19 protein-coding genes are annotated in these 19,449 nt (G+C 38.6%); 4 read left to right on the top strand and 15 right to left on the bottom strand.

The window, feature by feature from the left end; genetic code table 11:
- Positions 1-9: 9 nt before the first annotated feature.
- The 11 genes from atpA to H4O18_RS02975 all read right to left on the bottom strand — a co-directional run bounded on the left by atpA (position 10) and on the right by H4O18_RS02975 (position 10,229).
- The gene (gene atpA / locus H4O18_RS03025) at positions 10-1,584 is read right to left on the bottom strand and encodes a F0F1 ATP synthase subunit alpha (RefSeq protein ID WP_187581609.1); all 1,575 of its coding nucleotides are present in this window, start codon (positions 1,582-1,584) and stop codon (positions 10-12) included.
- 58 nt (positions 1,585-1,642) lie between these two features.
- Positions 1,643-2,182, bottom strand: a complete 540-nt coding sequence (gene atpH / locus H4O18_RS03020; RefSeq protein ID WP_187581608.1) for an ATP synthase F1 subunit delta — start codon at positions 2,180-2,182, stop codon at positions 1,643-1,645.
- 10 nt (positions 2,183-2,192) lie between these two features.
- A complete protein-coding gene (locus H4O18_RS03015; RefSeq protein ID WP_187581607.1) occupies positions 2,193-2,693 on the bottom strand; it encodes a F0F1 ATP synthase subunit B in 501 nt (166 codons plus the stop codon).
- Positions 2,694-2,782: 89 nt separating this feature from the next.
- Complete coding sequence (gene atpE / locus H4O18_RS03010) at positions 2,783-2,974, bottom strand: ATP synthase F0 subunit C (protein ID WP_031446173.1); 192 nt, start codon at positions 2,972-2,974, stop codon at positions 2,783-2,785.
- Positions 2,975-3,008: 34 nt separating this feature from the next.
- On the bottom strand, positions 3,009-4,085 hold the full coding sequence (gene atpB / locus H4O18_RS03005) for a F0F1 ATP synthase subunit A (protein ID WP_187581664.1): 1,077 nt from the start codon (positions 4,083-4,085) through the stop codon (positions 3,009-3,011).
- 124 nt (positions 4,086-4,209) lie between these two features.
- Complete coding sequence (locus tag H4O18_RS03000; protein ID WP_187581606.1) at positions 4,210-4,596, bottom strand: hypothetical protein; 387 nt, start codon at positions 4,594-4,596, stop codon at positions 4,210-4,212.
- Positions 4,596-4,826: an AtpZ/AtpI family protein gene (locus H4O18_RS02995; RefSeq protein WP_187581605.1), complete on the bottom strand. Its 231-nt coding sequence runs from the start codon at positions 4,824-4,826 to the stop codon at positions 4,596-4,598. The genes H4O18_RS03000 and H4O18_RS02995 overlap by 1 nt, the downstream gene beginning before the upstream one ends.
- Positions 4,804-5,235 (bottom strand): bactofilin family protein, encoded by a 432-nt coding sequence (locus H4O18_RS02990; protein ID WP_187581604.1) that lies wholly within the window; start codon positions 5,233-5,235, stop codon positions 4,804-4,806. Before H4O18_RS02990 ends, H4O18_RS02995 begins: the two co-directional genes overlap by 23 nt.
- Positions 5,236-5,254: 19 nt before the next feature.
- The gene (porW, locus tag H4O18_RS02985) at positions 5,255-7,798 is read right to left on the bottom strand and encodes a type IX secretion system periplasmic lipoprotein PorW/SprE (RefSeq protein WP_187581603.1); all 2,544 of its coding nucleotides are present in this window, start codon (positions 7,796-7,798) and stop codon (positions 5,255-5,257) included.
- 248 nt (positions 7,799-8,046) lie between these two features.
- A complete protein-coding gene (locus H4O18_RS02980) occupies positions 8,047-8,742 on the bottom strand; it encodes an ABC transporter ATP-binding protein (RefSeq protein WP_187581602.1) in 696 nt (231 codons plus the stop codon).
- Between the two features lie 14 nt (positions 8,743-8,756).
- Positions 8,757-10,229, bottom strand: coding sequence for a DUF5687 family protein (locus H4O18_RS02975; protein WP_187581601.1), 1,473 nt, complete (start codon positions 10,227-10,229; stop codon positions 8,757-8,759).
- A 123-nt stretch (positions 10,230-10,352) separates the two neighbouring features.
- Between H4O18_RS02975 and H4O18_RS02970 the strand changes: the two genes are divergently transcribed.
- Positions 10,353-11,402: a ferredoxin--NADP reductase gene (locus H4O18_RS02970; protein WP_187581600.1), complete on the top strand. Its 1,050-nt coding sequence runs from the start codon at positions 10,353-10,355 to the stop codon at positions 11,400-11,402.
- A gap of 228 nt (positions 11,403-11,630) precedes the next feature.
- Here the strand turns inward: H4O18_RS02970 and H4O18_RS02965 are convergent, their stop codons facing one another.
- From H4O18_RS02965 to H4O18_RS02955, 3 genes are all read right to left on the bottom strand, one after another.
- Entirely contained in the window at positions 11,631-12,416 is a 786-nt protein-coding gene (locus tag H4O18_RS02965) for a patatin-like phospholipase family protein (RefSeq protein WP_187581599.1), read from the bottom strand.
- A gap of 419 nt (positions 12,417-12,835) precedes the next feature.
- Positions 12,836-13,234, bottom strand: coding sequence for a DoxX family protein (locus tag H4O18_RS02960; RefSeq protein ID WP_187581598.1), 399 nt, complete (start codon positions 13,232-13,234; stop codon positions 12,836-12,838).
- A 29-nt stretch (positions 13,235-13,263) separates the two neighbouring features.
- Positions 13,264-14,415, bottom strand: coding sequence for a DNA polymerase III subunit (locus tag H4O18_RS02955; RefSeq protein WP_187581597.1), 1,152 nt, complete (start codon positions 14,413-14,415; stop codon positions 13,264-13,266).
- Between the two features lie 232 nt (positions 14,416-14,647).
- On the opposite strand from H4O18_RS02955, the gene H4O18_RS02950 reads away from it, so the two are divergent.
- The 3 genes from H4O18_RS02950 (at position 14,648) to H4O18_RS02940 (ending at position 18,598) form a co-directional block, all read left to right on the top strand.
- Positions 14,648-15,838 (top strand): phosphoglycerate kinase, encoded by a 1,191-nt coding sequence (locus tag H4O18_RS02950; protein ID WP_187581596.1) that lies wholly within the window; start codon positions 14,648-14,650, stop codon positions 15,836-15,838.
- A 114-nt stretch (positions 15,839-15,952) separates the two neighbouring features.
- Complete coding sequence (locus tag H4O18_RS02945) at positions 15,953-17,590, top strand: lytic transglycosylase domain-containing protein (protein WP_246473914.1); 1,638 nt, start codon at positions 15,953-15,955, stop codon at positions 17,588-17,590.
- 12 nt (positions 17,591-17,602) lie between these two features.
- Positions 17,603-18,598 (top strand): DUF4837 family protein, encoded by a 996-nt coding sequence (locus H4O18_RS02940; protein WP_187581595.1) that lies wholly within the window; start codon positions 17,603-17,605, stop codon positions 18,596-18,598.
- A 281-nt stretch (positions 18,599-18,879) separates the two neighbouring features.
- Here H4O18_RS02940 and H4O18_RS22445 read toward each other — a convergent pair whose 3' ends face one another.
- The gene (locus tag H4O18_RS22445) at positions 18,880-19,050 is read right to left on the bottom strand and encodes a DUF6747 family protein (RefSeq protein WP_187581594.1); all 171 of its coding nucleotides are present in this window, start codon (positions 19,048-19,050) and stop codon (positions 18,880-18,882) included.
- Positions 19,051-19,449: the final 399 nt, after the last annotated feature.

The raw sequence follows: 19,449 nt of genomic DNA, 5'->3' as shown, positions 1-19,449 counted from the left end.
ATTACTTTATTAATATTTTGCGGATAAATCTTTGGCCACAGAGGACAAAACATCTATTACTTCATCCGTTAACTTACCGGCTTTAAGTTGATCCAACACGTCCCTGTGCTTAGCGTTCAAGAACTCGATATAATCCCTTTCAAATTCCTTAATTTTCTCAACAGGAACCTTGTTCAATAGGTTTTTGGAACCAGCGTAAATAATAGCTACCTGATCTTCAACCGTAAATGGATCGTTCTGCGCCTGCTTTAGAATTTCAACATTTCTACGACCCTTTTCAATAACATTCAATGTAGCGGCATCCAAATCTGAACCGAACTTGGCAAAAGCTTCCAATTCACGGAATTGTGCCTGATCCAATTTTAATGTACCAGCTACCTTTTTCATTGATTTTATCTGGGCATTACCTCCAACACGCGATACGGAAATACCTACGTTGATCGCTGGACGAACACCTTGGTTGAAAAGATCTTGCGTCAAGAAAATCTGTCCATCCGTAATAGAAATTACGTTAGTAGGAATATAAGCGGAAACGTCACCAGCTTGAGTTTCAATAATCGGCAAAGCCGTTAAAGATCCACCACCTTTTACCAATGGCTTCAATACCTCTGGCAAATCGTTCATATTCTTGGCAATAGTATCATCTGCAATTACTTTTGCAGCACGCTCCAATAATCTGGAGTGAAGGTAAAATACATCCCCAGGATAAGCCTCACGTCCCGGTGGGCGTCTTAACAATAAAGATATCTCACGATAGGCAACTGCTTGTTTTGATAAATCATCATAGATAATCAAAGCTGGTCTACCAGTATCCCTGAAATATTCACCGATCGCAGCTCCTGCAAATGGTGCGTATACCTGCATGGAAGCAGGATCGGAAGCATTTGCGGCAACAATGGTAGTATATGCCAAAGCACCTGCATCTTCCAATGTTTTTGCAATGTTTGCTACCGTAGAGGCCTTTTGACCTATGGCAACATATATACAATATACAGGTTCCCCTGCATCGTAAAATTCTTTTTGATTCAAAATGGTATCCACACAAACGGTAGTCTTACCCGTCTGACGGTCACCAATAACCAACTCACGCTGACCCCTACCTACAGGAATCATGGCATCGATGGCTTTTATTCCGGTTTGCAATGGCTCTGTCACAGGCTGACGGAAAATAACCCCAGGTGCCTTACGCTCCAATGGCAATTCATATAATTCACCAGTTATTGGTCCTTTACCATCTATAGGAGCTCCCAATGTATCTACAACACGACCTACAATACCTTCACCAACTTTAATGGAGGCAATAGTCTGGGTACGTTTTACAACCGATCCTTCCTTTATATTTCTGGATGGGCTCAACAATACCACACCAACATTATCCTCTTCCAAGTTAAGAACGATCCCCTGAAGTCCACCTTCAAATTCTACCAATTCTCCGTATTGGACATTAGATAATCCATAAACCCTAGCGATACCATCACCTACTTGTAGAACGGTACCTACCTCGTTTAATGAAGCTGATGCTTCAAACCCCGATAACTGCTTCTTTAATATTGCTGATACTTCAGCGGCTTTTACTCCTGCCATTTGTTATAGATATAAGATTAGGACCACATTGAAACCCAACATCGTCCAAAAAAATTATTTATAGACTATTTGTAAACTCTCTTTTCAAATTACTTAATTTGTTGGCTATACTTGCATCATATTGCAAATCCCCAACCCGCAAAATAAAACCTCCAATAATACTCTCATCCACTTTGTTCTCTATGGTAGATTCATTACCGGTAAGTTGAACTACTTTGCTCAATATTTTTTTCTCAAGTTCACCGCTTAGGGGAACCGCGGTAGTAACCATCGCCACACCCTGACCCTTTCTTGCTTCATTTAAAATAATGAACTTTTCGGCTACATCGTTCAGAATTGAAATTCTCTTATTATCCACTAATGTGGAAATAAGTCCTTCTGTAACTGAATCGCTGCCCTTAAAGATTTCGGATAAGGCCTTCTTTTTAAGTTCGCCTTTTAAAACAGGGCTTCCCAACATTTCCTGAAGTTCAGTACTACCAGTTATAGTAGATAATATACTCCGAAAATCCTTTTCCACCTGTTCGGTAGCCTTATTCTCTACCGCCAAGTCCAATACTGCCTTTGCGTAACGTACGGCTGCTCTAGATTCGTTCATATTCCAATCCCTAATTTAGCTTGATCTCCCCGATCATTTCTTCGACCAACTTTAACTGCTTGGCCTTGTCGGAAAACTGACCTTTAATTACCTTTTCCGCAATTTCCAAGGATAGGGTAGCCACTTCATTCTTTATATCGGCTACGGCAGCTTTCTTTTCACTTTCAATGGCAAGTTGAGCTTGCTTGATCATTTTGTCAGCCTCAGCCTGGGCCAAATCTTTGGCATCGGAGACCATCTTCTCTTTCATTTCGCGGGCCTCTTTGATCATGGCCTCACGCTCTCCACGTGCCTCTTGCAAAAGACGCTCGCTATCGGCAGTAACATTTTGCATTTCCTTTTTAGCATTTTCCGCTGCGGCCAAAGCGTCCTTAATTCCCGATTCGCGATCCTCCACGGCATCTAGAATAGGTTTCCACGCAAATTTACGCAACAAAAGAAGCACTGCTATAAATAATAACAATTGCCAAAAAAACAACCCAAATGAAAACTGCTCTATTAATTTTTCCATGTCCTAATATATGAAATGTAAACGTTTAATTTTTAATTGTAAAAGAACAGCTATAACCAACCGTTATAGCTGTTCTTTATTTTGTTTGATTAAGATGCGAAAAGCGCAGCGAAACCAATACCTTCGATAAGTGCAGCAGCAATCAACATTGCTGTTTGAATCTTACCTGAAGCTTCTGGTTGACGAGCGATGGCGTCCATAGCAGAACCACCAATTTTACCAATACCTAAACCAGCACCGATAACAATCAAACCAGCTCCTACAATAGTTGGGATTTCCATAATATATATAATTAATTATTAAACATTCTACTTATTAGTGATCATGATGTTCCTCAACGGCCGATCCAAAATATAGCGCGGATAACATCGTAAAAATATAGGCCTGTAAAGCCGCTACCAACAACTCCAACAAAGAAAGTGCAAATGCCAAACCAAATGACAATGGACTTCCGATCCAGTTTTTGAAGATAAACATCATTCCCAAAATACTCATTAAGACCACGTGACCTGCCGTGATGTTCGCATACAAACGAATCATTAAGGAGAATGGCTTAATAAAAGTTCCCAAAAGTTCAATCGGAGCCAAGACAATCTTCATAAAGACAGGAACATCCGGCATCCAAAAAATATGTTTCCAGTAATTCTTGTTTGCGGTAAACGTAGTAATCAAATAGGTAAGGATTGCCAAAGCAAAAGTTACCGCTATATTGTTGGTAACGTTTACCCCTAGAGGAGTAAGCCCCAAAAGGTTAATGATCCAAATAAAGAAAAACACAGTTAACAAATAGCTCATGTATTTCTTATAATGCTTTTTCCCAATATTTGGAATAGCAATATCATCACGTATATAAAGTATAATAGGCTCTAACAAACGCCCTACACCCTTTGGCATAGCACTGGACTTATAAGACTTGGCCATTCTTGCGAACAAGAACAACATTAATGCAGCCACTAAAAATATAAAGACTACGTTTTTTGTAATGGAAAAATCCAATGGTTTTACATTGGTTGCATGGTGTTCATCATCGTAATTGATGGTCCCTTCGGCATCGGTCTTTACAATTTTACCATGGTAAAGGGCGTAATAATTTCCGTCCACTTCTGCCACGGATTCCCCATGGTGAAATTTTGAGGAAGAAAACACTTTTAGGCCGTTGTCCCATAAAATTACAGGCAACGGAAAACCAACGTGCTCATTATTTTCTTCATCTATGGTAAAAAGGGTAAAATCGTGGGAATCCAACAAGTGATGTCCAATAAATTCCTTGATTTCGGATTTTAGACTTCCTTTTTCTTCGCTGGATGAATGGTCCTTTTCCTGTGCGAAAGCATTGATACCCAGAAGAAGTGTAACAACTAAAAGAACTTTAACGTAAAATGGTTTTTGCATATCGCTTAAAATATCGGTCTCAAAAAATCCGTGCAAATGTACGCTTTTATCTCAAAAAGAAAAAAGCATTAATCGGTTTATTTTAGACCATAATTTAAAAGCTGTTCAGAAAACAAAATTGAAGCTAACTATTTAACATTCTGGCAGTAAACAATGTTTCCAAAAGTAGGCATACGAAATAGGGAACAAAAAAAGATGTAAACTCCAAGGATTCCATCTTTCCATCCGCATTATAGAACGGATAAAAAGCGATGAAGAAAAACAAAAACTTGAGCATACTTCCTCCGAGAAAAAGAAAACCAATTTGATCTCTGTATTTAACCCGAAACCAATAAAGTGCAGAAAATATGATCAAGGCCAGTACCATATTTAGCAAATAAGCCAAAACAATCATATGGTCGAACAAGGGAAAACCAAATAAATAAAGTACCAGGATGTGAAGGCAAAACACCAAGAAGCTCAAAAGCACCAAGGAAAGGTAAAAAGTAAAAAGAAATTTATGCTTGGACATTAATACTTTATGCGTTTCAACTGCTGTAAAACCAAATAAATTGCAATGGCGACCCCCAATAAAGTAAGTACAATAAGAAAGGTCTTGGACTCCATTTCAAAATAGTCGTCCAACCATTTTCCTCCCTTGGCCGATAAAAAAATAATTCCGCCCATTTCCAAGGCAATGCCAGAAAGCAAGGCGGCATTTTTTAAACCGTTGTTATTTTTAGGAGGCTTTTGCTGGCTCATTGGAAGTTACTGAATGTTTTGTTGGTGTATTTATAGAGCTCTTACCCTCTTTACCCTTCATTGTACAGGCAGCGTTAAAGGTGGCACCAGGTTCCACAGCTAATTTGGATACCGTTACAGTACCCTCGATAACAGCAGAAGACTTTAGGGACAAAAGATCGGAGACGATCAATTCTCCATTAAAATTACCCTCAATATCGGCATTGACGCACTCCACTTTGCCATGAATATAACCATCGATACCGATGACTACTTTTCCTGAAGTTTTTACATTGCCGTCCAATTTTCCATCGATCCTAAAATCCGCTTCAGAGACTATATCTCCTTTGATTCTAGTATTTTTTTCAATTCTGTTGGGTTGTCCGCCTAATTCTGTCATAACACGAGGTTTTTTGTTATCTGAAAACATTTTGTTAAGGTTTTGGGGTTTACTGTTGCGCTTTATAATCTGCTATATTCTTATGTACTTGTATTATTTTATAGTTGTTAGATAAAATTACGAAATTCTCATCACCGATTCGGTAATCCTTGTTGTTTTTTATCAATTCGGCGTAACCTAAGGCAAAGTCCTTGGATTTAAAACCATGAACCACTACAAACTGATCTTCAAGGTTGTATATATCTTTTGAAACCTTGTTCTTATATTTGAGGTCACTTATAGATTTTTCCAAAAGTTCCTTTAGTCTAAGTGCCTTTTTATCGTCCCTAATTTTAAGTGGAAAGACTACTTTCCAATTTCCCGAACCTGTAGATCCGGTTTCAACAGAAAACACCTTGGGCTCCAACTTTGGCAATTGTTCAGCCACCATAGTCTGTGCCTTTTTCCCCTCCGGATTATTGGGATAGTTAAGGGCTACATAATTTAATGCTTCCTTAAAATCATCGAACCCCTGTAGCCTACCAATGGCATTTGCCTTCAGCATTTCAAATTTAGGAACAATGGGATCACCGGTATAGGTACTTATATTTTCTTCGGCCCCGGTAATTACTTGTAAAAACTCCTGATCTTGGAATAGTTTGTACAATCTCTGGTACTTGGCATCCGGACTATCCGCGCTACCTGTTAAAACGGCCTGAGGGTTTAGGAGGATTTCCGCATATCTGGATTCAGGATGGTTCTTAATAATATCGTACTTCATATCAGTTGCCAAAGAACTGCCAGATTGCTCGTATATCTTGTAAAGGTTGTATTTGGATGGAATTACCAACCTTTCTTCAGGATTGGATGCTAATACGCTTTCCAATTTGCCGGCTGCCAGAAGATTCTCTTTAAATTTTTCCTTATAGATCAAGCCCAATTGATAATTGGCAAAATTACGTTCGGTTTTTAAACTGTCTATCACCTTGGGGTCTGTAGGTATTTGACCTAAATAGAATTCAACACTGTATTTTTGATCCTCACCCACGGCAGCTACATTTTTCACCCCTGAATTGGCCAAATTACCTTCACTAACTTCAAGATTCTGCGATTTAACCTTATTGGACCATCGCCAATCATCCTCTAAATTTCGCTTCCCCCATCTAGTTTTAAAATCGTTCTTTCCATATCCCAATGCGGTTATATTATAAAAATAAAACTTGCCCTTGTTCTCCTTGCCTCCCTTGCTTTTACTAAAGGCTGCAAAACCTGCATTGGCCATACTTTCTTCCTTCTTTTTATCTTTCTCGGCCACCTCCTTTAATTTGGCAATATGATCCTCAAAATAGGTTACCCTATCCTCAATGGAAGACTCATAAAGAGTAATTACGCTATCCGTATACTGAGCCACCTCTTCATACTTTATTACATCTTCCAAATTGTCCAGCTTTTTTTTAACCTCCCTAAACTTTTTGGTATTCTCATTTAAATTCTGCAACACACTATCATAATATGCTCCGGAAGCTTTATAACCATTCTGGTCAAAATTATAGATTGCCAGATTTTCGTAGTTCAAAGCGTTCAATTGCGGCATATTCTGAGTGGCACGTATGGATTTGTTATAATAGACCAAAGCCAGACTATCGGATTTAGTGGCCAAATGAAACTCTGCCACCTGACGGTATATTTTATTCAAGAAAGGTCTATTCTCCCTATTTTCCTCCAATTCCGTAAGATACTCATACATTTCCTCCCTATTTTCATCGGTAAGGTCTGTGTTCTGAATCTTTTGAAGATGGGCATTGATCATATAGACCCTAGGCGATTTCCTATTCAGGGCAATTACCTTGTCAAAGGCATAATTGGCACTGTCCTTATGTCCCAATTGATTGAACAGTTGACCAATGATATATAAATAACGGCCTTTTTCCGGATTCTTTTTGGTGTAGACCGAAGCAATCTTCAATTGCTGAATGGCCGTATCCTGTATCTTAAGGTTGATGTAAGCCTGACCCATCATGGCACGGGCATCAGCATATTCCTGATCGCTTAAACGCTCCTGTTTTATTAATCGCTTTAAATTTCTAAGTGCAAGTTCCTCATTTTCCAAACGAATATTTACCTTCTCCCTCCAAATAGTTGCTTCGTTCAGCTTATCGCTCTGCGTATATTTATTTAGGATATAATTGAAGGATTCCAAGGCGGGCATATAACGCTGGTCAAAGTACCTGGCCTTCCCCAACAGTAAAAAGGCTTCATCGGTCTGAGGGTTACGCTCCTCATCCTTAATATCCATACTGTGCTTCTGTATGGCTTTGGTTGCCTTTTCCTCGGCTATAAGAAAATTAGGGTTATTGTCTTCGGAATCCAATTTTATATCCTCGGTGACCTCCAGCCGCTCTACGGGCAATATCTCCCAGTAGTTGTCCTGATAAATGGCATTGAGTTCCTCGCGTCCTTCCTCAAAAGCAATATTACCGTTATACAGGGTATTATACTTGGTATTAAGGGCGTGCCAATTACGATTTAATAAGGCGTCTTTCTTGGTGGAACAGGCATTAAAAACCAATCCTCCAAAAACAACTGAAAATATAAGTCTATTGCGAAGCTTCAAAATTCTATGTATTCGTACGTATCCTTAACTTAAAAACGACCAGATTATTATGCAGTTGGTCGATAATAACCAGATTATTTTTAGTTGAAGGAGTATTCCGGACCAGCCCAAAGAAATGACCAGGGGGCAAAATACTTTGCAATAAAGACAACTTCCCGTTGCCAAACTAGAAACGGGCTCTAAATCGTATTAAGGCCGGATGGCGTGAAGAGCTGTGATTGATAAGGCCATTAGAGCCCCATGATAATTTATCCCCCAAAAAAAACTTCCAACTCTTTTAGGGTTTCCTTGGAGGTCTGGATATCCTTTACCTGCTCCCCTTTACTGAGCACCACAATTCGTTCACAAACCTCGGTAACATGTATTAGGTCGTGACTGGACACCAAAACGGTCACTTCTTTACTGGCGGCCAATTCCCTTATAATCCCTTTTAGCCTTATTTGGGTAGTAGGGTCCAGATTGGCGAAAGGTTCATCCAAAATAATTACTTCAGGATTACCTATGAAAGAAGCTACAATACCGGCCTTTTTTTGATTTCCTTTGGACAGGTCCCTAAGGTATTTTTTCTGCCCCAAGATTTCCCCATGAAAAAAATCTTCAAATCCGGACAACAGATTGTCCACATCCGCCTTGTTCTGACCTCGTAGTTCCCCGATGAAATAAAAATATTCCTCTGGTGTTAAATACCCAATCAAAAATGTCTCATCAATAAAGGCCGAAGTAAAGGGTTTCCATGCCTCGCTCGCATCTACCTGAACACCGTTATTACTGATGTGCCCCGTAGTCGGCTGAATTAAATCGAGCATTAGACTAAAAAAAGTCGTCTTTCCAGCCCCATTATTTCCTACTAAACCAAAGCTCTGTCCTTTTGGAATTTCCAAGTTCTCTATATTCAGTACAATGGATTCCCCGTACTTTTTTGTTAAGTTTTGGACTGTAATCATAGATATCTTTCTTTTTATGATTTTTGTTTGTAGGCCGCAAGGGTCTTATATTTTTCCTTCTTATAGATGGACTCTATCATGGCAAACACCTTGTTTCTAAATCCGAATCCTATTATGCCTGCCATTGCCACAAAAATATAGCCTGCGGTTGGACTAATTAAATAATGTCCAAGGGCATATACCCCCAAGGGCAAAATTAACTTGGGCAAGGTCAACAATAAGGTTTTTGAATTAAAAGCCTGCTTATCCCCAAATGCCTTTTTATTGGATGTTAAATCGATGGGTGTTTTAATATAGGCCCCGCCCCACAAAACCAAATAGGAATTAACCCCAATATTATAAATGGCCCCTACAATGACCGCCAAATAGGCGTCCCATCCAAAATAAATATAAAAGGAAGCCAAAATGGTACTTAGGATAGTGGCAATAATTATTAAATACCATTTTGAACTTAAATATTCCCTATACCTTATATTCTGGCTCATCATTAGGGGATAATAAGCGCTGTCCCAACTGGGAACAAACTGACCGAAACTAAACAAGAACCCCCCTGAAATAAAAATCCCGGCAAATATCTTCCATACCGGTCCGTCATAGGCTTCTATACCCCCCGTAAAGAAGAGTAATCCATAGAAAATGAAGAAAAAACTCATAATTACGGAGGTTTTGGACCGCTTGTTCCTTCTTATCAATTTTATATCGTTCTTTAAAAACGTACCCAAATTCCCAAAACGATTCAGCCAGGCATAGTCCTCTGTTTTTGCTAAAGATTTCTTTCCGGCCAGTCCGGCATCCAGATACACATGTCCTTTAAAATAAATATAGGCCGATGAAGCAAGTGATATCAGTAATCCCCATGTCAAAAACGCCATCCAAGGCATCTCGTAAAGTGCCTTAAAAAATGGGGATGTATACACGGTGATATTGAACAGTTCATAATACTGACATGCACCCAGTACTAGAACTACTCCAAGAAGGGTATAAAAAACATTGTCCATATTGTTGACCAATACATTTATGAAATTATTGCAATAAAACAGTGCCATAATTCCCAAATGCCAACCAATGACTCCTATGGGCGAGTAACCCTCTATCAAAAGCACTATGGAAAAGGGCACAAAGAAAAAAGCATGCGACCAATTAAAAAATGAAACTACCGTTTTCCCCAATGAATAAGCAACCACCTGACTCTTTTTTACTGGCAGATAAAGCAAGGGTTTAATATTGGTAATTGGCATTTTCTGCAACATGTACCTTATGTATAGATCTATTACCAAATAATAGATCATGAACTGGTTGACAATCAATAGTGGATCCCCCCAACCTTGCTTTTCAATGATATAAAATGCCCCTATTCCTAGGCCAAGGAACACGACCATAAAATAGAGTGCCCCAAAAATCATGAAAATCTTTATGGCAAGATTGGCTTTAAAAGAGGCGGATCTAAAAAAAGATTTCCATTCAAGCGTAAGAAAGTGCTTTAACATATTATACAGATAGTTATATCTAATGGATACAAATTAGGGTATTTGTTACAAACAACCTGCATTTTTTTGAAATCCCGTTTTAAATCCTGCTTGCTTTGTTTAATTTTGCACCAAAGATTTAATATGGCCCACTTTCATTCGCTTACGGTTCAAAAAATTAAACCGCTTACACCAAACTCAGTTGCAATTACTTTTGCCATTCCCAAAGAATTGATACAGACCTTTGCGTTTACCGCTGGTCAATACATTACCATTAAAAAGGAAATAAAGGGCAAGGAATTGCGCAGGGCCTATTCCATTAGTTCTTCTCCCAAATATGATGGCATCACGATTGGTGTTAAAAAAGTAGACAAGGGAGGATTTTCAGATTTTGCCCACAACAAACTTAAGGTCGGGGATGTATTGGAAGTAATGCCGCCGGAAGGCCGATTTGTTTTTAAACCCTCTACGAATCCTAAAAACATCGTGGCATTTGCCGCTGGTAGTGGTATTACCCCCATTATGAGTATTGCCAGAACCGTATTGGAATCCAATTCCAAGAACAACTTTGTACTGGTTTATGGGAATAAATCCTATAAAGAAACCATGTTCTATACCGATTTGGTTAAGCTACAATTGGAATACACCAATAGATTTCACATCTATTTTATTTTGAGTCAGACGCAGGAGGATGAATCTATTTTTGGGCGTATAGAGGCCTCCACTATAAATTACGTGCTTAAAAACAAACATAAAAATCTTGATTTTAACGATTACTATTTGTGTGGTCCCGAATCAATGATTCAGTTGGTAACCGAAAATTTAAAGGAGAAAGGCATTTCCGAAGATAAAATCCATTTTGAATTATTCACCTCAACGGAGATCAAAGATGAACTACCAGAAAAGCTGGAAGGGAAAACCCAACTCAAGGTTATTGTAGATGATGAGGAATTCTCTATATCTATGGACAAAGGCACCTTGGTACTTGATGCCGTTTTAAAAGAGAATATAGATGCTCCATATTCCTGTCAAGGTGGAGTTTGCAGTAGTTGTATTGCACGCATTAAGGAAGGAAAAGCAGATATGGTAAAAAACCAAATACTGACGGATGGCGAAATAGCCGAAGGCTTGATCTTAACTTGTCAGGCGCACCCGACAACGCCTACCCTTACGGTGGATTATGATGATGTGTAAATAGAGCACTTTAAAAATTGTCATCAGATCAGAACTGAGAATATCGCAGTAGGCAGTAGGCAGTAGGCAGTAGGCAGTAGGCAAAATTGAAAATTCTACTATCTCAACTTAAGAAATAAGAAAAGTTTCTAGGGATATCCGATTAAAAGCCTTTTTTACCTTAACCTACCCTGAACATTCACCTTCCTGAAATACCTCCAGCAGAAAATAATCCCATGGCAAACAAATTTAAGATACACTAAAAGTTTGCCGGATTACTCTCACCGCATGCTCATAGCCTATATTATATGCTTTTTCAATTCCCTTTTTGTCCAATATACCAATAAGTTCCAAGGCCCGGGGTTCAAATATTAAATCGCATTTGTTCACTTTGTTCCTATTAATAGCATAGATCATTAAGGAAGTAGTTCTATTGGCCAATTGTAAGGATGATTTTATTCCTTCCCTAGGGATTTCCTTTATTCCAGAGACATTACTGCCTATTATAAAATCTGAAGTAGTAGCCACTTCATCATAGGGGAAATTGTTCATAATACCTCCATCTGCATATAAGCGTCCTTTAATTTCTACAGGACTAAAAACGGGAGGTAGGGCGGCAGAGGCCAATAGCGGTTTAATTAATTCCCCTTGGGAAAATATTTTTTCATCACCTTTTTGTAAATCCGTGGCCACGACATAGAGCTTGCGTTGCAACGACTCAAAAGTACCTTCAGGTAAATATCTAGCCAATAGGTCAAAATACCTTTCCGTGTCCAATAGACCCGGCTTTAAAATCGTCATAAAATGATAACGGAAGAGAGGTGTTTCCTTAAAAAATTGTAGCATTTCCGTAACCGAGTTGCCATTGGCATACAGGGCTCCGATCAAGGCCCCTACACTGGTGCCAGAAACCGCATGGGAACTAATTCCAAATTCATTCAGCGCTTGAATCATACCTATATGCGCCATGCCTTTTACACCGCCTCCGGACAATACCAGTCCAACCGATTTTGATTCAAGTTCCGATAAATTCATTAATGTCGTAGTTTATCAGAAGTGTATAATAACATACAAACAACCGTTAAGTAATAAGTTCAAAATTACCCATAACCCTTCGATTTTAAAAAAATTAATCTTAATTAAACCTTATTTTACAAACTGCCTGGTCCGTAATCCCCATCCTATCTAGTTGAATTGTCCCTTTTATCGCATTTCATCGAATCCATAATCCCATATACCCGATTTCTACCACCCTTACCCTATGGATAATAGCCATAAAACCGACTAGGCCGTATGTTTGGCCTTATTGCCATGAATATTCTCCTAATTTGGATACAAGTAGTTTCCCAGGCCCAAATGACATAAATAGGGTGTGGTTTTGGAATGAAATTATCCAATGGATCTTCATTCGCCACAAAAGAAATACCTATAAAACCTTCCTTCGAAAATCGATTTTAAGATTGCAACAAAAAAACTAGAAAAATGGCCGGTACAAAATAAATAGCAATGGTTCGAGCACCATCATAATCCTTGGCTATTCGCTGGCCTAGCAGCAACATTAATAAAGCAAGGCAAGCCAAAATGGCTCCCACAAAGGCTATGGAACCCTCCCCAGCTGCGAGAAGCTGATAGAATCCTATAGAACAAAGTAGACCTGCGACAATTTCTGTCACCAGCACAGTCCCCAATAACATGGGCACCATATTCTTAAAAGGCGTTTTGGAAAAATGCTCTTTTAACCAAGCTAAATTGCCCTTCCAATCCATGATTTTATCGAGGGCACTCTGTAGAAAAGTTATGATTACAAAAAGAAGTAAAAGTAATTCAGTGGGATATGTCATTAAGTTGGTCATGGTAAAAGGTTTGAGGTTATACAGATTCTTTAAGCAGCTTTTTTGTGTAGTAATCGCGTTAATTTTATGGATAGATCCATCAGTATTAGTTTAGAATTACCATTTCTTTCAATGTGATAAATGGCATCCTCCAATTCCTTAACGATTAATAGAATATTGTTTTCATGAACGAAAGGCGCAAATTTTTCCAATTGAAATCCCTCTACGTGAATCCTCATAAAAGCCAATTCGCGGGTATTATAGTTGATCAAAAGGGCTTGCCTCATGACGGACATGCAATAATTCAAGAATTTTTTCTGGGTTTCCCTACCCGTTTTGGCCACAACTTCGCTCCAAGAAATAAGATCATGGATTGCGGCCTTGTTCCCCTTGGCCTTAAAAGCGCTTCGTACCCACTGCACAAACCACTTTTCAAACACCAAATCTTCAGAATCGTTGTTCATGAAATCCAAGGCCTTGTTATAATTGCCATTGGCTTCATGCGATATCCTGAGGGCATCCTCCTTTGCAATCCCTTTATTTATAAGGGCTTGTGAAATAGCTTCTTCGGCCAAAGGAGGAAAATGTAATATTTGGCACCTGGACCGTATCGTCTGTATAATTTGCTCTTCATCCTCCGCAATTAGAATCATTACAGTTTTATCCGGTGGTTCCTCTATCAACTTAAGGAGTTTGTTGGCCGTAGAGGTATTCATTTTCTCGGCCATCCAAATAATTAGGGCCTTATACCCTCCTTCATATGATTTTAAGGAAAGTTTTTTTACAACATCCTGCGCCTCGTCCACACCAATCTGTCCTTGTTTATTTTCAATCCCAATTAATTTATACCAATCAAAGAGATTACCGTAAGGTTGTTCCTTGATAAATTGACGCCATTCCTCCAAATAATGATCACTTACGGCGTGACTTTTTACTTTGTCCGAATTGGATACCGGAAAGGCAAAATGAACATCGGGATGGGACAAGGAGTTAAATTTTGTATTACAGGCGCTATTGCCATTATTATTTTCTCCATTACTGTTCCCACAAAGCAAGTACTGCACATAAGACAGGGCCATAGGCAAGGTACCACAGCCTTCAGGGCCAACAAATAACTGTGCATGTGGAATACGACCAGCATCTGCACTGGAAACCAAATGATTCTTTATATGGGAAAGCCCCAAAATATCCTTGAATAACATGGTTCAAATATAGCGGTTTTTATCTGAAAACTATTTGTTGAAAGGGCAAAGGAAAATATGGGAATCAACAACTTTTCTTTTCCAATTGGCACCTTTAAAATAAAACTGAGCTACAACCATTTAAGACATAAAAATGAAAATTGGGAAAAGAACCACGTAAATAATTGGAACAGTCTCTTTAATCGCTACCTATAAATCTTTACATTTGTCACTCTCTAAAACAAAATGGCTAATGAAAACCATCAAAGATTTTAATTTTAAAGGTAAAAAAGCATTAATAAGGGTAGATTTTAATGTTCCATTGGATGCGGATTTTAATGTAACCGACGACAATAGAATTGAAGCTGCAAAGCCTACCATCATTAAAATATTGGAAGATGGCGGAAGTGCCGTGTTAATGAGCCATTTAGGAAGGCCTGACGGAAAAGTAAATCCCGATCTATCTTTAAAACACATCTGCAACAAGGCATCGGAAGTACTTGGAATAACGGTGAAATTTGTTGAGGAAAGCACTGGACCTCTTGCAGAAAAGGCGGTTGCCGAACTAAAAACTGGTGAAGTTCTTTTGTTGGAAAACCTAAGATTTCATGCTGAAGAGGAAAAAGGAGATAAAAATTTCGCAGAACAATTGTCCAAATTAGGGGATATTTATGTAAACGATGCATTTGGTACTGCCCATAGGGCCCATGCCTCCACAACTATAGTTGCCCAATTTTTTCCAGAAAAGAAATGTTTTGGGTTCTTGTTGGCCAAAGAAATAGAAGCCATAGAAAAAGTAATGCGAACAGGTGAAAAACCTGTGACCGCAATCTTGGGAGGTGCAAAAGTCTCCTCGAAAATTACGATTATCGAAAATATTCTTGATAAGGTAGACCATCTTATTATTGGTGGTGGAATGACATATACTTTCGTTAAAGCCAAAGGCGGAAAGGTTGGGGATTCCATCTGTGAAGATGACAAAATGGAATTGGCCTTGGAAATTCTTGACCAAGCCAAGAAAAAAGGGGTAGAGGTACATATCCCTGCTGATGTTTTGGCTGCTGATGATTTTAACAATAATGCCAAAACCAAAGTGGTCAATTCCGACGAGATTCCAGAGGGTTGGCAAGGATTGGATGCAGGTCCTAAAACCTTGGAAATATTTAAGGAAGTAATCCTTAAATCCAAAACCATACTATGGAATGGTCCTATAGGCGTTTTTGAAATGGAAAACTTTGCAAAGGGTACCATTGCCATTGGCAATTATATTGATGAAGCAACCCAAAAGGGAGCGTTTTCATTAGTTGGTGGTGGTGATTCGGTCGCCGCCGTTAAGCAATTCGGTTTTGAAAATAAGGTAAGCTATGTTTCTACTGGTGGAGGTGCGATGTTAGAGAGCCTAGAGGGCAAAACACTACCGGGAATAGCAGCAATATTGGCCTAAAATTACCGTTAAATAGTATGGGTTAATTGATTTTTAACGAGCTAACGAAAATTAAATTTCATAGTTCAGAAAAAAATCACGATTTTAGTTTGCCCCGCTTAAAAAACAAACCTTATGAATATATCCAAAAATATATTATTGGGCGTTTTGTCTATGGGTTTCTTGGTTACAGGCGTAGCACAGGAAATAGATTCAATCCCCTCGAATAAACTTAGCCGTAGCATTTTAAAAGCAAAGGAAATTCCTGCTGATACCACTGCAATGGATATGGAGGGTGCGGAGCAGATGGAATCCATGGAAGCCAAGGATGATATTCAGGACAACCCATTGGTTTTAGTAAAAGGGCAAAAAAAATACGATTTGAAGGATCACCCAGAAGCTGCCAAGTTCGATAGCCTATGGATGAAGGAATTGTACGACAGTTCCTCTCTTTTCGATTCCATTTACCAAGACATTACCACTCTTGAGATAGATTCAGTATATCATTTTAATGTAGACACGGATACCTTAAAGGCGAGATTGGAAATCTTGAACCAAAAAACACCCTTTAATATTGTTTACAACCCTTCTTTGGAGAATGTAATACGATACTTTCTAACGCGGAAAAGGGATATGATGAGCAGGATGTTGACCATAAGTCAATTCTATTTTCCCTTGTTCGAACAGGAATTGGACAACCAAGATGTACCCTTGGAGCTCAAATATTTGGCAATTGTGGAGTCAGCCCTAAATCCGAGGGCACGTTCCAGGGTGGGTGCTACCGGGCTATGGCAATTTATGTACGGTACCGGAAAAATGTACGACTTGGATGTGAGCAGTTATGTGGATGAACGTAGCGATCCCATTAATTCAACCAAGGCCGCCAGTTTATATCTTAAAAAACTACACGGTATTTTTAACGATTGGGATTTAGCTTTGGCAGCATATAATTCCGGGCCTGGCAACGTAAACAAGGCTATCAGAAGATCAGGGGGTTATAAGAATTACTGGAATATTCGAAGAAATCTTCCAAGGGAAACTGCAGGATATGTACCTGCATTTCTAGCCACCATGTATATTTTTGAATATGCGGAAGAACATGGATTTACCACACAAGTTGCGGAACGTCCTTATTTTGAAACGGATACGGTACATGTTAAGAGTACTATTACTTTTAATCAAATTTCAGAATTGGTAGACGTAAGCGAAGAGGAATTACTATTATTGAATCCCGCCTATAAATTAAAGGTTATTCCCTATGTCAAGGGTAAGAATTATGCGCTTCGACTTCCTATAGATGCATTGGGGAAATTTGTTACCAATGAAGATGCAATCTATGCCCATGTGGAAAATCAAATAAAATCCAAGGAAGAATCCTTACCTCAAGTTGTTCAGTCCCAAGATCAGATAAGATACAAGGTTCGGAGTGGGGATTTTCTAGGAAAAATAGCCGAAAGATACGGAGTGGGTGTTAGTCAGATTAAAAGTTGGAACGGACTAAGAAGCAATAACCTAAGAATAGGACAACGGTTGACCATTTATCCAAGAAAAATTCCTTCCTCTTCAACCTCGACAAATACAAGCACTAGCTCAACAAATTCGGTGGCTGCAGCAGGTGCTAAGGTGCATACGGTTAAAAGCGGAGACTCTCTTTGGACCATTTCTAAAAAATATCCTGGAATTAGTATAGATAATTTACGAAAATGGAACGGTATTAGTGGTAACGACATTAAACCGGGCACAAGACTAAAATTGTGCGATTGTTCATCGTAAATAAACAACTGTATGAAAAAAATTGGGACACTAGTATTATTAATTTCTTTAATTCTTGGCTCATGTGGAGAAAAAGAGAAAAAGAAATACCTTCCAGAATCCATTGGTGCTATAAACTCTTTAGCCGTAGTAATGGACAATGAGCTATGGGAAGGAAAAGTTGGAGACCGCGTAAGACAGCATTTTGCGGCCCCAGTTTTGGGCCTTTCCTGGGAGGAACCTCTTTTTACCATTAACCAAATGCCACCAAAGGTCTTTTCTGGATCTATTCTACAAACACGATCTGTACTTTTTGTTGCTCAGGATACATTGAGCCTTGCCCACATTAAAACCGATGTTTATGCCACTCCACAAAAGGTGGGTGTTGTCAAGGGTAGCACGGATGAAGAAATTATTTCAAATTTGGATTCCAAGGCCGATGAGATCATTGAAGCCTTTAAGGAAGTTGAAATCCAAGAATCGCAAAAACGATTTTTAAAATCGCTTAGCAAGGAAACCGTATTGAACGACAAATTAGGGATTACCTTGTCCTTGCCCTCCATATACAAGGTAGGAAAACAGGAAAATAATTTTATTTGGATCGACAGACAGATACAAAAAGGTAGTATGAATATTATTGCCTACGATGTTCCAAATAACTATTTTAAAAACGATTCTACCTTTGTTAAGGATATAGTGGCTATGCGCGATTCTATAGGAAAACAATATATTCCAGGACCTGATGTTCCGGGAAAAACAACCTTTATGATGACCGAAAAAGCTTTTGCCCCTTATGTTTTTCCAGTGGAAATTTCAGGCAGAAAGGCCGCTGAAGTTAGAGGAATATGGGAAATAAGTGGTTATCCTATGGCGGGACCTTTTCTGACCTACATCATTAACGACGACAAAAATAACAGGAAAGTGGTCATTGAAGGGTTTGTATTTGCGCCTGCTACTGAAAAAAGAGACGATATGTTCCAGCTTGAAGCTATTTTAAAAACAGTGAAGTTCACGGATATTGAAAAATAACGTCTACAAAATAAATAACTACGAATAGGGCCCTTCACGGGCCCTATTTTTTTTTCAGTATATCAATCAGGCTATTTTGAAAAACACTCATTAAAACCAATAAAAATAGCCTCGGATATGGTTTTCATTTTCAGTCATAAAGCATTTATGAGGAATGTAACGACCAAAATATATACCTGGCTATTGATAGGCAATTAACATGAGTGCTGGGGAATATTAAAAGTTGGCGGAAAATAAAAAAACGCCCTTTAGGGCGTTTCTTAGTTTGGTTGGTTATTGGTTTAATCAAAGGCGAAGCCCGTAGTAATTCTGAATACAAAAGCATAGAGTACGATTATGAAGCTTACAAAACAAAACCAGCTCATTAACTTAAAATAGGACTTTACAAAGGCATGACCCATACTTCTAAATGCTTCTAAATAAATTTCTCGAATTAACTGAACGTTTTTCATGATTTTTGGTTTGGTTATTTGGTTGATTACTATTATATATAACTCAAAATCCGATAGTTAGGTATTTCATCGGACTTTTTTGTTGTAAATAGACCCCAGCTTGTTGTGAAAATGGGTTTCACCATTAATCATTGGCTTTAATTTGAACCCCGTGGCTTAATACACTTAACCCTGCGTACATAGAAATTGGAAGAAATCCCTTAATTAAATAATATGCTTGAATTGCAATAACATACATGCGATATAGACCTATGATCATTCAAAAATTTCTTTGAGATGATTTGGTGCAACTTCATTTTGCGGCCTGTCAACATATATTATTATACTTAACGGTATATTATTTAGGTTAATTGGGCCAATAGTAATTAAAAAACCGCCTATTCCATATAAGAAAGGCGG

Origin of the sequence: Arenibacter arenosicollis (assembly GCF_014397245.1) — a bacterium.
GTDB classification, from domain to species: domain Bacteria; phylum Bacteroidota; class Bacteroidia; order Flavobacteriales; family Flavobacteriaceae; genus Arenibacter; species Arenibacter arenosicollis.
Note: the sequence above shows the minus strand (reverse complement) of the source record. Positions and strands in the feature narration are given on the sequence as shown.

Coding starts and splice junctions, on each gene's coding strand:
- atpA (WP_187581609.1), bottom strand. CDS start 1,584: ATGGCAGGAGTAAAAGCCGCTGAAGTATCAGCAATATTAAAGAAGCAG.
- atpH (WP_187581608.1), bottom strand. CDS start 2,182: ATGAACGAATCTAGAGCAGCCGTACGTTACGCAAAGGCAGTATTGGAC.
- H4O18_RS03015 (WP_187581607.1), bottom strand. CDS start 2,693: ATGGAAAAATTAATAGAGCAGTTTTCATTTGGGTTGTTTTTTTGGCAA.
- atpE (WP_031446173.1), bottom strand. CDS start 2,974: ATGGAAATCCCAACTATTGTAGGAGCTGGTTTGATTGTTATCGGTGCT.
- atpB (WP_187581664.1), bottom strand. CDS start 4,085: ATGCAAAAACCATTTTACGTTAAAGTTCTTTTAGTTGTTACACTTCTT.
- H4O18_RS03000 (WP_187581606.1), bottom strand. CDS start 4,596: ATGTCCAAGCATAAATTTCTTTTTACTTTTTACCTTTCCTTGGTGCTT.
- H4O18_RS02995 (WP_187581605.1), bottom strand. CDS start 4,826: ATGAGCCAGCAAAAGCCTCCTAAAAATAACAACGGTTTAAAAAATGCC.
- H4O18_RS02990 (WP_187581604.1), bottom strand. CDS start 5,235: ATGTTTTCAGATAACAAAAAACCTCGTGTTATGACAGAATTAGGCGGA.
- H4O18_RS02980 (WP_187581602.1), bottom strand. CDS start 8,742: ATGATTACAGTCCAAAACTTAACAAAAAAGTACGGGGAATCCATTGTA.
- H4O18_RS02975 (WP_187581601.1), bottom strand. CDS start 10,229: ATGTTAAAGCACTTTCTTACGCTTGAATGGAAATCTTTTTTTAGATCC.
- H4O18_RS02970 (WP_187581600.1), top strand. CDS start 10,353: ATGGCCCACTTTCATTCGCTTACGGTTCAAAAAATTAAACCGCTTACA.
- H4O18_RS02965 (WP_187581599.1), bottom strand. CDS start 12,416: ATGAATTTATCGGAACTTGAATCAAAATCGGTTGGACTGGTATTGTCC.
- H4O18_RS02960 (WP_187581598.1), bottom strand. CDS start 13,234: ATGACCAACTTAATGACATATCCCACTGAATTACTTTTACTTCTTTTT.
- H4O18_RS02955 (WP_187581597.1), bottom strand. CDS start 14,415: ATGTTATTCAAGGATATTTTGGGGCTTTCCCATATAAAGAATCATTTG.
- H4O18_RS02950 (WP_187581596.1), top strand. CDS start 14,648: ATGAAAACCATCAAAGATTTTAATTTTAAAGGTAAAAAAGCATTAATA.
- H4O18_RS02945 (WP_246473914.1), top strand. CDS start 15,953: ATGAATATATCCAAAAATATATTATTGGGCGTTTTGTCTATGGGTTTC.
- H4O18_RS02940 (WP_187581595.1), top strand. CDS start 17,603: ATGAAAAAAATTGGGACACTAGTATTATTAATTTCTTTAATTCTTGGC.
- H4O18_RS22445 (WP_187581594.1), bottom strand. CDS start 19,050: ATGAAAAACGTTCAGTTAATTCGAGAAATTTATTTAGAAGCATTTAGA.